Below are 12,521 nucleotides of genomic sequence, written 5' to 3'. Positions count from 1 at the left end.
CTCCCCCTGAGATGGATGTCCTGCGGCCGGGACCGGGCGCGCGACAGTATCCGCCATTGCGCGACGGCGGAAGAGCGTCCATGATTTCTGACAATCAGTCAGCTGTCGCCGGAGGAGTCGCAGATGGCCGTCACACAACGCCGGGGCCGTCGCATCATGATGTCGCCCGGCGAGTTGGACGCTTTCCTGACCGAGCAGCGCACCTGCCGGGTGGCGACCGTCTCCACTGACGGCCGGCCGCACGTCGGCGCGCTGTGGTTCGCCTGGGACGGCGATGCGCTGTGGCTGTACTCCATCACGCGCAGCCGCCGCTGGGCCCAGCTGCGCCGCGATCCGCGGATCGCCGTCGTGGTCGACGACGGCGAGGAGTACGGGGAGCTGCGCGGCGCCGAGTTGTCCGGAGCGGCCGTGTTCGTCGGCGAGGCCCCGCGCACCGGCGCCCCCTGCCCCGAACTGGACGTACCGGAGCGCCTGTTCGCCCGGAAGTACTTCGACGTGGACACCATGCCGCACGACGGCCGGCACGCCTGGTTGCGGCTGACCCCCGAGTCCGTCGCGTCCTGGGACTTCCGGAAGCTGTCATTACTCTGAGCCCGCGGCCGTGCGCAGCGCCCGGGCCGCCGCCCTGATGGACGGCCTGCGGTCGGCGTCCGTGCGCCACACCGCGTACACATGACGGCGCATCTGCTGGCGTACGGGTACGAGTGCGACGCCGTCGGGGACGGGGCCACGGCCGAGACGTGGTGCGACGCAGACACCGAGTCCGGCGGCGATCAGGGCCAGCTGGGTGTGGTGCTCGCCCGCCAGATGCCCGATGCGCGGCTCGAACCCCTTGGAGCGCAGGGTGAACACCAGCCAGTCATGACAGAACTCGCCCTCCGGCCAGGAGACCCATTCGTCGTCGGCGAACTCTTCGAGGTCCACCTCCGCCCGGCCGGCCAGCGGATGGTCCTCGGGCATGGCGACATCGGGCACGTCGTCGAGGAGGTGCGCCTGGGCGAGTCCACCGGGGACGGGCAGGCGCTTGTTGCTCCAGTCGAGCACCACCGCGAGGTCGAGGTCGCCCCTGATGACGTCGCGGATGCCCTGCTCGGGCTCGAGCTCGCGTGACTGGACGCGCAGATCGGGGTGGGCCCGGCGCAGTTCGGAGATCGCCGACGGGAACAGGCCGCGGGCCGCTGTCGGGAATGCCCCGATCCTGACTTCGCCGACCACTTGTCCCCGCTGTGCCTCGATGTCGGACTGGGCGAGAGCGACCTGGGACAGGATGCGCGCGGCGTGGTCGGCAAGCAGTTGGCCGGCGTCGGTGAGACGCACCCCGCGGCCGTTCTTGGCCAGCAACCGCTGGCCGACCTCCCTCTCCAGCTTGGCCAGTTGCTGGGAGACCGCCGAGGTCGTGACATGCAGACCCTCAGCGGCGGCGCTCACCGAGCCGTGCCGGGCGAGGGCGTCGAGTGTGCGCAGGCGCTCCAGGTTCAACATGTAAGCAACTCTAAGCTAACAGCTCAATTATTTCTCGCTTGTGCTACGAGGTTGATGCCTGGATCGTGGACGTCATGACCACCGCAACCCCTTCCCGGGCCGGGTCCGGCCACCTCCGCACCACCCGCGCCGACGCCGCGTCGGCCACCTCCTCCCCGGTCGGCCCTCCCCCACGCCGACGCGTCGTCGACTGGCGCATCCGGTTCGCGGCCCTCTCCACGGTGTGGGGATTCAGTTTCCTGTTCATCAAAGTGGGGACGGGGGCGTTCGCACCCTTTCAAGTCACCTTCGGGCGGCTCTTGTTCGGCACCGCGGTGCTGGCCGTCGCCATCGCGGTGCGCAGGGACCGGCTGCCGCGCGGGATGCGCACCTGGGCCCATCTGACGGTCGCGGCGCTCCTGCTCAACGCCTTGCCGTTCTCTCTCTTCGCCTACTCGGAGCTGACGATCCCGTCGACCCTCGCCGGTATCTGCAACGCCACCTCACCGCTGTGGGGCATGGTCCTTTCCCTGGTGGCGCTCTCGGAGGACCGGCCCACCCGGCGGCGGGTCGCCGGGCTCGGCATCGGCTTCCTCGGCGTCCTCACCGTCCTGGGAGCCTGGCAGGGCTTCTCCGGACTGGACGTCGGCGGCACGATGATGGCGCTGCTCGCCTCGCTGTGCTACCCGGTCGGCTGGATCTACGTCCGCCGCACACTGGCCGGGTCCAGCTACTCGAACCTGTCACTGACCGGCGCGCAGCTGGGTCTCGCCACGATCCAACTCGCTGTTGTGACGCCTCTGTTCACCACCTTCCCGAGTTCCTTCCCCCTCGCTCCGCTGCTCGCGGTGCTCGCGCTCGGTACGCTCGGAACGGGCTTCGCCCTGCTGATCCAGTACGGGCTGGTTGTCGAAGTGGGGCCCACGACCGCGCAGATGGTCACGTACTTCATCCCCGTCATCGCCACGGCGGCCGGTGTCGCCCTGCTCGACGAGCAGCTCGGCTGGAACACTCCGGTCGGCGCCCTGATCGTCCTGGCGGGCGCCGCGCTCACCCAGAGCCGGCCCAGGCGGCCCGCGACGCCCTCCGCGGCGGATCAGCCGTAGCTGCGCACCGGCAGCGGGCCGCTCGCCGAGGCCACTGCTTCGGCGAGCGGCTCGATGTCGGACGGCGCCAGGCCCGAGACGGTGAGCCGTACACCCGGGGGCGCGGACATCCGGAACCGCGCCCCGGGTGCCACCGCCCACCCGGCGTTCAGCAGACGCGCCACCGCGCCGGTCTCGTCGGGGACGGGCACCCACACATTCATCCCGCTGCGCCCATGGGCCTCGACGCCCCGCCGCGCGAGCGCCTCGACGAGCGCGTCGCGCCGGGCTCCGTAGGCGCGGGCGACCGCGAGCGGATCGACCGCGTCCGACCTCCACAGCTCGGCGACCGCACACTGCAGCAGCCTGCTGACCCAGCCGGGACCGAGGCTCTGCCGCCCGAGCACCCGGTCCACGGTCACGGCGTCGCCGGTGAGCACGGCGACGCGCAGATCCGGGCCGTACGCCTTGGCGGTGGAGCGTACGAACGCCCAGTGGTCACTCACCCCGGCGAGCGGGTGCAGCGGCTGCTCGACGATGGCGTGGCCGTGGTCGTCCTCGATGAGAACGGCGTGCGGGAACCGCCCAAGGACGGATCGCAGGTGATGGGCGCGCTCGCGGCTCACGGCCGCGCCGGTCGGGTTCTGCGCCCGGTCCGTGACCACGATCGCCCGGGCTCCTGCCGCCAGTGCCCGCTCCACGGCATCCGGGAGCGGGCCCTCGTCGTCGAGGGCCACGGGCAAGGGCCTCAGACCCAGGGCCGACACCAGGTCCAGCAGACTGCCCCACCCCGGGTCCTCGACGGCGACGGCGTCACCGGGCTTGAGATGCGCGGTCAGCACACGTTCGATGGCGTCGAGGGAGCCGGAGGTCGCGGCGAGAGGCCCGGCGGGGACACCGTCGGCATCCATCGCCTCCCGGGCGAGCCGCGCGAAATCGGCGTCCAGGGGCGACTGTCCGTACAGACCGGGCTGCTCGGCATGGTGCCGGGCCGCGGCGGCCAGCGCCTCGTGCAGCGGCGGCAGGAGGGACGGGTCGGGGTTGCCCTCGCCGAGATCCCGCACGCCGGGCGGCGCCTCGACCCTGATGGCACCCCGTGCGGTACTGGCCGGGCGGGGACGGACACGGCTGCCCCTGCGGCCCGCGGTCTCGATGACTCCGCGCTCGCGCAGGGTGCGGTAGGCGGCCGCGACGGTGTTGGGGTTGACACCCAGCTCGGTGGCCAGCTCCCGCATGGGCGGGAGCAGTTGGCCCGGTTCGAGGTCTCCTGAGCCGACGGCGTGTTCGATGCTCGCGGCAATCTCCGATGCACGTCGCCCGACGATCCGATACTCTCCTAGCACAAACAATATTATGCACTAGTGCAATGGAGAGCGCAATGCCGGACCTCCCCGAAGCCTATGAACCGACCGCCCGCACGGAGCCCACCCGCGCCAGGGAGCGCGCGTCGTACGACCGCGAGCTGGTGCACTCGATACTCGACCAGGCCTATGTGTGCCACCTCGGCTTCGTACGGGACGGCGCGCCCGTCGTGCTGCCGACACTTTTCGCCCGCGTGGGCGAGACCCTGTACGTCCACGGCTCCACTGGCTCGCGCCCCCTGCGCATGACGGGCGAGGCGGACCCGGGACTGCCCGTCTGCCTGACGGTGACCCATGTCGACGGCTTGGTCCTCGCACGCTCCGCTTTCCACCACTCGCTCAACTACCGCTCGGTGGTGGTCCACGGCACGGCCCACCAGGTCACGGACCCGGCGGAGAAGCGCACGGCCCTGGACGCCCTCGTCGACCACGCCGTCCCGGGCCGCTCCACGGACTCCCGCCCGGCGAACGCGAAGGAACTTGCAGCCACGGCGGTGGCCCGCCTCGACCTGAGAGAGGTCTCCGCCAAGACCCGCACCGGCGGCCCGAACGACGAGCTCACGGACCTGACGCTGCCGTACTGGGCGGGCGTCATCCCGGTCGCGACCGAGTACGGCGCCGCGATCCCGGCCGCGGACCTGTCGGACGCGACACCCGTCCCCTCGTATCTGACCGGCCGACCCTGACCAGCGTTCCCTCCGCCGTACCGTCGCCGAACGGCACGACGGGTTCACCGGTCCCGACGAACGGTCGGCCCTCAACGGCGGCCACCGGGCGAGGGTCAGCGCCCTGTCCGGTCCGCGCGCCCTCACCCGGGACATCCGGGACCGGGGGCGTACCCCGGTCCCGGATCGTCCACCGCAGGCGCGGCCCTACGCCGGGGCGACGGCCCTGCGCCGCACAGCCGCCCCCCGCGCCTCCGCCACCGCGAGCCCCGTCACCGCCGTCAGCAACAGCAGCGTTCCCGCCACGGTCGCCGCCGTCAGTCGCTCGTCGAGCACCGTCACCGCGATCAGCGCCGCGCTCACCGGCTCCAGGAGCATGATCACGGAGACCGTCGCCGCACGGACCACAGCCGCTCCCGCGAAGTACAGGACGTAGGCCAGCGCCGTCGGCACCGCGGCCACGTACACCAGGAGCCAGACCACCCGCGCCAGGTCCGCCGTGTGCGGCAGCAGCCCTTCCCCGGCGGCCATGGGCAGCAGCCCGGCGCACCCGATCGCGAACGCCCACGCCGTCGTGGACAGCGAGTCGCCGCCGCCCCCTTCGCGCCCCAGCCGGCGTGTCAGCAGCGTGATCGCGGCGTACCCGGCCGCCGACAGCAGCGCCAGCAGCACGCCGGCGGGCCGCACCGCGCCCCCGTCGCCGCCCAGCACCAGCACGGCGAGGCCGGCGAGCGCCCCCGCGACGGCGAGAACTCCGCCGCGCCCGAGCCCCTCCCCCATGGTCAGACGCGCGCCGAGGGCGATGAGTACGGGACCCGCGCCGAGGGTGACGACGGTGCCGACCGCGAGTCCGGTCGCCTCCACGGCGGAGAAGTACGCGCTCTGGAAGACGGTGAGCCCCACGCCCGTACCGACGATGCGCACCAGCCGCCTGCGCCGTGGTTCCGCATCGGCTGCGACGTCACGGCGCCGGCCGCGTACCGCCAGCACACCGAGCAGCAGTACCAGCCCGCCCACGCAGCGCCAGAACGACAGGGCGAGAGGTCCGAGGTCGCTCACCGCGAAGACGAGCGAGGCGGCCGCGCCCGCGGTCCCCCAGGCGGCCCCGGCCAGGATCAGATAAATGAGACTCCGCGCGACGGGCATCTCGACAGGCATGCCGGCAGCAGGAGTTGATGATGGATTCGACACGTGACTTCTCCGTGTGAAGAACAGAAGGGTTGGTCGCTCGGCTCCGTCACGCGGGCAGCGACGAACCGCTCGGGGACAACCCGAGCCCGGTCTTCGTCACAGAAGCACCGCCCGCGCTAAGCGGCAGGCGGCGGAAGTACGGTCGAATGCATGATCGCCACCCTACGTCGTGGGGTTCTGGGCCGACAACTCGCGTCCCGCGGGCGCGCCCTCGCCACCAGCGCTCTCGTGCGTGCTCCGAGGCCCGCCCGACGCGACGGGCCCGGACGGCGCCTTGGGTGCCTGCGACTGCGCGATGAACGCGCCGGCCAGCACGAGCGCACCGCCTGCGATCTGCGGGGCCGACAGATGTTCGCTCAGCAGCACCCACGCCAGCACGGTCGCCACGACCGCCTCGAGGCAGGCCACCACTCCCGCGATCTGCGGCGAGAGCTTACGCACCGAGAGGACTCCGGTGACGTACGCGAGCACGGTCGCGATGAGTACGACCCAGCCGAGCAGCAGCGCCGCGGGCACTGCCGTACCGCTCATGTCCGCGCTGCCGCCCAGCAGCGTCCAGTCCATCGTCCACGGCCGCGCCACGACCGTGAGCACCACCGCGCCGATGACCAGTCCGTAGGCGATGACCCCCAGCGGGTCGGCCGCGTCCTCGTCACCGGCGCCGTGGTCCGCGAGGACGAAGTAGCTGACCTGGCAGCACGCGGCCCCCAGCGCCAGCAGCAGTCCGAGAGCGTCGAAGCCGAGCCCCGACCACACCTCGACGACACAGGCGAGACCGGCGACGGCGAGGACGACACCGACCGCCGCGGCCCGGGTGACGGGCCTGCGCTGGACGAAGCGGATCCAGCCGAGCAGCAGTGCGGGGCCGAGGTATTCGATGAGCAGGGCGACGCCGACGGGAATCCGGGAGATCGCCGCGAAGTAGCAGGCCTGTACTCCCGCCACGGCCAGCAGGCCGAACCCGGCCAGCAGCGCCGGCTTGCGGATGAGCAGATCACGGTGGCGCCAGGCCACCGGCAGCATGATGAGCGCGGAGCCGGCCACCCGCAGCCACACCACATGCAGCGGGTCGAGCCCCGCTTCGATCAGCGGCTTGGCCGCCACACCTGATCCACCGAACGCGAACGCCGAACCCAGGGCGAGTCCCAGGCCGGCGCTCCTTCCCTGAGACGCACGCATGCGCACATCATGGCAGGGGCGAGTCAGGACCGTCACCCCGGTGACGCATGTCGGGATGCGTCGGGGATTCGCCCTGCCGGCAGCCCTGTGTCGATCCCGGCCCGCCGTGGCACCTCGGCGGCCCGGCGCCGGGGGTCCATGGGACACAGGCGAGGACATCGGTGCCCTGGACGCGCACATCGCCGCGAGACCGCGCCCGGGCGCACCGTCCTGACATCGCCTTCCCCCGCAGTCTGACAGTTCATCAGTATTGAATATTCGCACGCCTGCGGCTACGTTCCGCGACACGGTAACCCGACCTGAAGGGGTGGTCGCATGGCCGAAGTCAGCGCGGAGGCACGCATCGAGGCCCCGGCCGGAAAGGTCTGGGCGCAGCTGACGGACTTCACCTCGTACGGCCGCTGGAACGCGACCCACACCAGCTTTCCCCAAGGCGGTCCGGACACACTCGCGGTGGGCGCCACCTTCACGGAGAACATGAAACTGATGGGCTTCCCCGCCGAAGTGACCTGGACCATCGAGGAGCTGGAGTCGGAGCGGGTGTTCGCCATCAGGGGCAAGGGCCCCATGTCCGTCATCGTGGGCACCCGGTACGTACTCATTCCGGACGGGGACGCCACCACGGTCCGTATCGACGGGGAGTTCACCGGCGCCGCGGTCTCTCTGATGGCCGGCAAACTCAAGGACTCGGCGACCGCCGCACTCAACGAGTCGCTGCGCAAGCTGGGCGGCCTGGTCACCTGACTCACACCCCGAGGGCCCCGCGCGGACGCGCGGGGCCCTCGGGGCGTATCGGCTCAGTGCTCGTCGGCGAGGATCAGATACAGCTTCTTGCGGGCCTCGTTGATGACCGCGACGGCCTTCTGCCGCTGCTCGGCACTGCCGGTCTTCCAGACCTGCCCGAACGCCTCCATCAAACCGAATCCGGCCTGCCGGATCTCGTTGACGGTGTCCCAGTCGACGCCGCGCCCGGCCTCTTCCCACGGGGCTTCCGGCCCCGATTCGGCCTCGGTACGCCCGGCATCGGTGAGCGTGAAAAGCTTCTTGCCGCCCTCGCTCTCACTGACGATCAGCCCCTCGTCCTCGAGCAGCTGGAGCGTCGGATAGACCGAGCCCGGGCTGGGCTTCCACGCCCCGCCGCTGCGCTCACCGATCTCCTGGATCATCTCGTAGCCGTGCATCGGCCGGTCCTTCAGCAGAGCCAGGATCGAGGCGCGCACATCGCCGCGCCGCGCCCTGCCCCGGCCACCGCCGCGACCGCGTCCGCCGCCGAAAGGCCCGCCGAACGGCGGTCCCCACGGCCCGAATGCCGCGCGCCGGCCCTCGTACTCGCCACGACCTTGATGGCCGGGCCCGCAGTGCCCTTGCCCCTGACCGTGTTCGTGTCCATGTGAACGCATCGCTACGCTCCTTCCATCGTTGATCTGTCGCGATGCGTCAACGATATATCGGAATGTGTCGCCTGGCAATGGGCGATCGGTCCATCGGCCCCAAATTGGCCTTGGCCTGCGGCTTTGGGCGCCTCTACCGTCGCTGCATGCGGATTCGAATCGTCGACGCCTTCACCGACCGCCCCTTCGCCGGCAACCCCGCCGGAGTCCTGCTGCTGGACTCCGACGGCTTCCCGGACGACTCCTGGCTCCAACACGTCGCAACCGAGGTGAACCTCTCGGAAACCGCGTTCGCCCACCCGCTGCCCGCCGGCGGCGAGGCGGACTGGGCGCTGCGCTGGTTCACCCCGGCCACGGAGGTCGACATGTGCGGCCACGCCACGCTCGCCACAGCCCATGTCCTGCACACCACCGGTACGGCGAGCGGCACGGTCCGCTTCGCGGCGCGCTGCGGCATCCTGACCGCCGCCGCCGACGAGGACGGCACACTCACCCTGGACTTCCCGACCTCGCCGCTCACGCCCGTCGAGATCCCGGACGGCCTGGCCGAGGCACTGGGCGCCGAGGTGGTCACGGCGCACGACACAGGCCCGCACATCGGCGATCTGCTGGCCGAACTGCCCGACGAGTCGGCCGTACGGGGCCTCGACCCCGACTTCGCCGCCCTCGTGGAGCTGTCCGAGCGCGGCATCATCGCCACGGCCGCCGCCGATGACCCCTCGGCCGGCTACGACTTCGTCTCGCGCGGCTTCTTCCCACGGGTCGGCATCGACGAGGACCCGGTCACCGGCAGCGCGCACACGGCACTCGCGCCGTTCTGGTCCGCCCGGCTCGGACACGACGAGCTGACCGGACTGCAGGCCTCGGCCCGCTCCGGACTGGTCCGCACCACACTGCGCGGCGAGCGCACGCTGCTCACCGGCCGGGCCGTGACGGTGATCGACGGCGAGCTGCTCACCGCGCCCTGACCCGGCGATGCACCGATATCGGGTGAGGGGCGTACGGCCTGTGCCGTACGCCCCTCACCCGATGCCACGCAGCCTGCGCCGATACACCCCGCCGCTCTCACGGCGTGGGCAGCCACCCGACCTTCCCGGCCAGCAGCCCGTAACCGACGAACGCGACGATGTCGAGCAGCGCATGGGCCGCGACCAGCGGCCCGACCCGCCCCCACCGCCGGTACAGCAGCACGAAGACGACGCCCATCACCATGTTGCCGACGAAACCACCGATGCCCTGGTAGAGGTGGTACGAGCCCCGCAGCGCCGCACTGGCCGCCAGAGCGGCCATCGGTGTCCACCCCAGCTGGTCCAGCCGGCGCAGCAGATACCCGACGACGATCACTTCCTCCACCACGGAGTTCTGGATCGCCGAGAGGATCAGCACCGGGTACTTCCACCACACCTCGGGCAGCGATTCGGGCACCACGGTGAGATTGGCCCCGGCCGCCCGGGCCACCAGATAGAACGCGAGTCCCGCACTGCCGATGGCCGCGGCGACCAGTGCGCCCCGCCCCAGGTCCTGCCAGGGCCTGGTCCGGTCGAAGCCGATCGCCCGCATCCCGCCGGCGCGCTCCCTGATCAGCAGATGCGCTACCAGCGCGACCGGCACCAGGGCCGTCGTGATCCCGAACAGCTGCCAGGCCAGGTCGAGCCATGGACGCCCCGGTGCGTACGACCCGTTCAGCGTCGCGGCCTGCTCCTTCAGACCACCTGGTTTCGTGAGCGATCCGACAAAGCTGATCAGCGATGACATCGCGCTCGCGCCCAGCGAGAGCGCGAGAACAAGTACGGTCTCGGACCGCAGGGTCCTTCGTGACATGCCCTCCTGGGGGAGAGAACCAGCCACGCCACCCGCCTGCGCCTGCACACCTGCCTCCAGTTGAGTAATCCCGCCTCGTCCTCATCCTCGCCCCGCCAGGGTCTCGAATACAGGTACGAAGATCGTGCGCGACAAGCCGGGGGACACACCTCATGCGACGACGCGGGTCCCTCTTGTCCCTTGCACTTCGCTCAAGGAGGGTCGCCACCGCATGGGACATCACAGCTTGCCCGACGACGACATGGCGGACGGAGGCAGGTCCCGGCCGCCCACCGCCGTACGGCCGCCGTCACCGCGCTGCTCGTGCCGCCGCGCAGCGGGGACGGGGGGCCGCCGCGCAGACGGCCTGCCCCGGGCGTCGCGCACCCTGGCCCGAGGACTCGGGCGAAGGCGGGGGCCATCCGACGCGCAGCCAGGCCGTGTTCCTGGCGGAGCAGGCGGCCTTCGCGGACACGCGGACGCCATCGACGGGCCGCCGAAGCGTCCTCGCCGACGGATCCGACCGGGACCGGTTCGGCATCCCCCGCGGTGCGCCGATCTCCGAGCCGAAGGCGCCCGGTGATCCCGGACACCCGCTGCCGGTGATCGCCGTCGCCGTCGGACCGGACACCGACCTGCAGGAGCTCGGTCGGATCGCCGAGGTGACGGGAGGCACCGGCCGCCGGGCAGCGATCCCGGGGAGATCCAGGGCGTGATCCTCAAGGCGATCCCGACCAACGGTCGGACGGGGCCCGCAGGTCAGGACTGGGATCCGGGGAAGCCCACCGGCCAGGTGTGCACCGGTTCCCCTTCGTGGCTGAGCTCGCAGTAGCGCCGCGTGGTGGCCTCGAGCGCCGCGTCCCGCTCCAACCCGGCCTCCCGTGCGCGGTGGTATGTCTCCGCCTGCCACGACGCCCCGTTCACCCGCCGCCGGCACCGCTCCTCGATCACCCCCAGATACAGATCGCGGTCGGCCGGCTCGATGTGCCATGCGTCGAGCCCGGCAGCGGCCAGCGGCAACAGCTCCTCCCGCACGAGTTTGACGGCCGGCACTGTGGTGAGGCCGCCGCCCCGGCCGGGGCGTGGCCAGCTGAGTTCGGCGTCGATGCCATGACGGCACGCGATGTCGAAGTTCTCGGCCGCGGCGGCGAAGGGCAGGCGGGTCCACACCGGGCGTGACTCCTCGGCGAGGGCACGGACCAGCCCGTAGTAGAAGGCGGCATTGGCGATGACGTCCGTCACCGTGGGGCCGGCGGGCAGCACCCGGTTCTCCACCCGCAGGTGGGCGACACCGTCGACGACCCCGTACACCGGTCGGTTCCAGCGGTAGACGGTGCCGTTGTGCAGGACGAGCTCCTGCAATGCGGGTACGCGGCCGTCGTCGAGCGCCCGCAGCGGCTCCTCCTCGTCGCAGATCGGCAGCAGGGCGGGGAAGTAGCGCAGATTCTCCTCGAAGAGGTCGTACGCCGAGTCGATCCAGCGCTCACCGAACCAGGTGCGCGGACGCACGCCCTGCGCCTGGAGTTCGGGCGGGCGGGTGTCGATGGACTGCTGGAACAGCGGCGGACGGGACTCGCGCCACAGCTCCCTGCCGAACAGGAAGGGCGAGTTGGCGCCGACCGCGACCTGTACCGCGGCCACCGCCTGCGCAGCGTTCCATACGTCGGCGAAGCGTCCGGGCGTCACCTGGAGATGCAGCTGCACCGAGGTGCAGGCTGCTTCCGGGGCGATGGAGGCCGAGGTGCAGTTGAGGCGCTCCACGCCGGAGATGTCGAGGCTGAAGTCCTCGCCCCTGGCGGCGACGATCTGGTCGTTGAGCAGCATGTAGCGGTCGACCTCGGAGAGATTCGCGCTGACCAGATCGTGCTGGCGCAGAGTCGGGAGAATTCCGATCATCACTATCCCGGCACCCGCCTCCTGCGCCTTGCGGTGCGCATATCCAAGACCGGTGCGCAGCTCCTCGGCGAGCTGATCCAGTACCCGCCCGTCCAGCCGGTGCGGCACAACGTTCACTTCCAGATTGAACATCCCGAGCTCGGTCTGGAAATCCTGACTCGCGATGCGCTCCAGCACCTCGGCATTCCTCATCCGGGGCATGCCGTCGGCACCGGCGAGATTCAGCTCTATCTCGAGCCCCATCAGATTCCTGGGCCGGTCGAACCTCTTCTCTTCCAGGAGTCGCCCCAGTCCCGCCAGGCACTGCTGCAACTTCCGCCGGTACCTTTGCCGATCGGACAGGTCGAATCCGCCTGCCACGACCTTCTCCCCCATCGAAGCGTCCCTCCTCGAGTGGGCAGCCACGCAGCCTCGGCCGCTCATGTCACGGACGATAATGCCCAGACTCTCTGATCCATAACGCCCCCGGGAGCGGCTCGCGACCGATAGTCT

At 71.1% G+C, this 12,521-nt stretch carries 13 protein-coding genes; 6 read left to right on the top strand and 7 right to left on the bottom strand.

Features of this window, described 5'->3' with window-relative positions:
* The first annotated feature begins 123 nt into the window (after positions 1-123).
* A complete protein-coding gene (locus ACFYWI_RS21775; protein WP_389234930.1) occupies positions 124-591 on the top strand; it encodes a pyridoxamine 5'-phosphate oxidase family protein in 468 nt (155 codons plus the stop codon).
* Here the strand turns inward: ACFYWI_RS21775 and ACFYWI_RS21770 are convergent.
* The gene (locus ACFYWI_RS21770) at positions 583-1,482 is read right to left on the bottom strand and encodes a LysR substrate-binding domain-containing protein (protein WP_389234927.1); all 900 of its coding nucleotides are present in this window, start codon (positions 1,480-1,482) and stop codon (positions 583-585) included. The genes ACFYWI_RS21775 and ACFYWI_RS21770 overlap by 9 nt on opposite strands.
* A gap of 74 nt (positions 1,483-1,556) precedes the next feature.
* On the opposite strand from ACFYWI_RS21770, the gene ACFYWI_RS21765 reads away from it, so the two are divergent.
* A complete protein-coding gene (locus ACFYWI_RS21765; RefSeq protein ID WP_389234924.1) occupies positions 1,557-2,567 on the top strand; it encodes a DMT family transporter in 1,011 nt (336 codons plus the stop codon).
* Here ACFYWI_RS21765 and ACFYWI_RS21760 read toward each other — a convergent pair.
* Complete coding sequence (locus ACFYWI_RS21760; protein WP_389234921.1) at positions 2,558-3,889, bottom strand: aminotransferase class I/II-fold pyridoxal phosphate-dependent enzyme; 1,332 nt, start codon at positions 3,887-3,889, stop codon at positions 2,558-2,560. The genes ACFYWI_RS21765 and ACFYWI_RS21760 overlap by 10 nt on opposite strands.
* Positions 3,890-3,912: 23 nt before the next feature.
* Between ACFYWI_RS21760 and ACFYWI_RS21755 the strand changes: the two genes are divergently transcribed.
* Positions 3,913-4,593, top strand: a complete 681-nt coding sequence (locus ACFYWI_RS21755) for a pyridoxamine 5'-phosphate oxidase family protein (RefSeq protein ID WP_389234918.1) — start codon at positions 3,913-3,915, stop codon at positions 4,591-4,593.
* A 186-nt stretch (positions 4,594-4,779) separates the two neighbouring features.
* On the opposite strand, the gene ACFYWI_RS21750 is transcribed toward ACFYWI_RS21755, so the two are convergent.
* Together ACFYWI_RS21750 and ACFYWI_RS21745 are read right to left on the bottom strand one after the other, a co-directional pair.
* Positions 4,780-5,730 (bottom strand): DMT family transporter, encoded by a 951-nt coding sequence (locus ACFYWI_RS21750; RefSeq protein WP_389234915.1) that lies wholly within the window; start codon positions 5,728-5,730, stop codon positions 4,780-4,782.
* A 195-nt stretch (positions 5,731-5,925) separates the two neighbouring features.
* A complete protein-coding gene (locus ACFYWI_RS21745) occupies positions 5,926-6,942 on the bottom strand; it encodes a DMT family transporter (RefSeq protein ID WP_389234912.1) in 1,017 nt (338 codons plus the stop codon).
* A 315-nt stretch (positions 6,943-7,257) separates the two neighbouring features.
* Between ACFYWI_RS21745 and ACFYWI_RS21740 the strand changes: the two genes are divergently transcribed.
* A complete protein-coding gene (locus ACFYWI_RS21740; protein ID WP_389234909.1) occupies positions 7,258-7,686 on the top strand; it encodes an SRPBCC family protein in 429 nt (142 codons plus the stop codon).
* Between the two features lie 53 nt (positions 7,687-7,739).
* Here ACFYWI_RS21740 and ACFYWI_RS21735 read toward each other — a convergent pair whose 3' ends face one another.
* Positions 7,740-8,342, bottom strand: a complete 603-nt coding sequence (locus ACFYWI_RS21735; protein WP_389234906.1) for a PadR family transcriptional regulator — start codon at positions 8,340-8,342, stop codon at positions 7,740-7,742.
* 137 nt (positions 8,343-8,479) lie between these two features.
* Between ACFYWI_RS21735 and ACFYWI_RS21730 the strand changes: the two genes are divergently transcribed.
* Complete coding sequence (locus ACFYWI_RS21730) at positions 8,480-9,301, top strand: PhzF family phenazine biosynthesis protein (protein WP_389234903.1); 822 nt, start codon at positions 8,480-8,482, stop codon at positions 9,299-9,301.
* A gap of 97 nt (positions 9,302-9,398) precedes the next feature.
* Here ACFYWI_RS21730 and ACFYWI_RS21725 read toward each other — a convergent pair whose 3' ends face one another.
* Positions 9,399-10,154, bottom strand: a complete 756-nt coding sequence (locus ACFYWI_RS21725) for a CPBP family intramembrane glutamic endopeptidase (RefSeq protein ID WP_389234899.1) — start codon at positions 10,152-10,154, stop codon at positions 9,399-9,401.
* 419 nt (positions 10,155-10,573) lie between these two features.
* Between ACFYWI_RS21725 and ACFYWI_RS21720 the strand changes: the two genes are divergently transcribed.
* Positions 10,574-10,849: a hypothetical protein gene (locus ACFYWI_RS21720; RefSeq protein WP_389234896.1), complete on the top strand. Its 276-nt coding sequence runs from the start codon at positions 10,574-10,576 to the stop codon at positions 10,847-10,849.
* Between the two features lie 43 nt (positions 10,850-10,892).
* Here ACFYWI_RS21720 and ACFYWI_RS21715 read toward each other — a convergent pair whose 3' ends face one another.
* A complete protein-coding gene (locus ACFYWI_RS21715) occupies positions 10,893-12,404 on the bottom strand; it encodes a glutamate-cysteine ligase family protein (protein ID WP_389234893.1) in 1,512 nt (503 codons plus the stop codon).
* Positions 12,405-12,521: the final 117 nt, after the last annotated feature.

The sequence above is a fragment of the Streptomyces sp. NPDC002889 genome (assembly GCF_042888425.1).
Classification (GTDB): Bacteria; Actinomycetota; Actinomycetes; order Streptomycetales; family Streptomycetaceae; genus Streptomyces.
This window is presented reverse-complemented; position numbering and strand designations above follow the sequence as displayed.

Coding starts and splice junctions, on each gene's coding strand:
- ACFYWI_RS21775 (WP_389234930.1), top strand. CDS start 124: ATGGCCGTCACACAACGCCGGGGCCGTCGCATCATGATGTCGCCCGGC.
- ACFYWI_RS21770 (WP_389234927.1), bottom strand. CDS start 1,482: ATGTTGAACCTGGAGCGCCTGCGCACACTCGACGCCCTCGCCCGGCAC.
- ACFYWI_RS21765 (WP_389234924.1), top strand. CDS start 1,557: ATGACCACCGCAACCCCTTCCCGGGCCGGGTCCGGCCACCTCCGCACC.
- ACFYWI_RS21755 (WP_389234918.1), top strand. CDS start 3,913: ATGGAGAGCGCAATGCCGGACCTCCCCGAAGCCTATGAACCGACCGCC.
- ACFYWI_RS21750 (WP_389234915.1), bottom strand. CDS start 5,730: ATGCCTGTCGAGATGCCCGTCGCGCGGAGTCTCATTTATCTGATCCTG.
- ACFYWI_RS21745 (WP_389234912.1), bottom strand. CDS start 6,942: ATGCGTGCGTCTCAGGGAAGGAGCGCCGGCCTGGGACTCGCCCTGGGT.
- ACFYWI_RS21740 (WP_389234909.1), top strand. CDS start 7,258: ATGGCCGAAGTCAGCGCGGAGGCACGCATCGAGGCCCCGGCCGGAAAG.
- ACFYWI_RS21735 (WP_389234906.1), bottom strand. CDS start 8,342: ATGCGTTCACATGGACACGAACACGGTCAGGGGCAAGGGCACTGCGGG.
- ACFYWI_RS21730 (WP_389234903.1), top strand. CDS start 8,480: ATGCGGATTCGAATCGTCGACGCCTTCACCGACCGCCCCTTCGCCGGC.
- ACFYWI_RS21725 (WP_389234899.1), bottom strand. CDS start 10,154: ATGTCACGAAGGACCCTGCGGTCCGAGACCGTACTTGTTCTCGCGCTC.
- ACFYWI_RS21715 (WP_389234893.1), bottom strand. CDS start 12,404: ATGGGGGAGAAGGTCGTGGCAGGCGGATTCGACCTGTCCGATCGGCAA.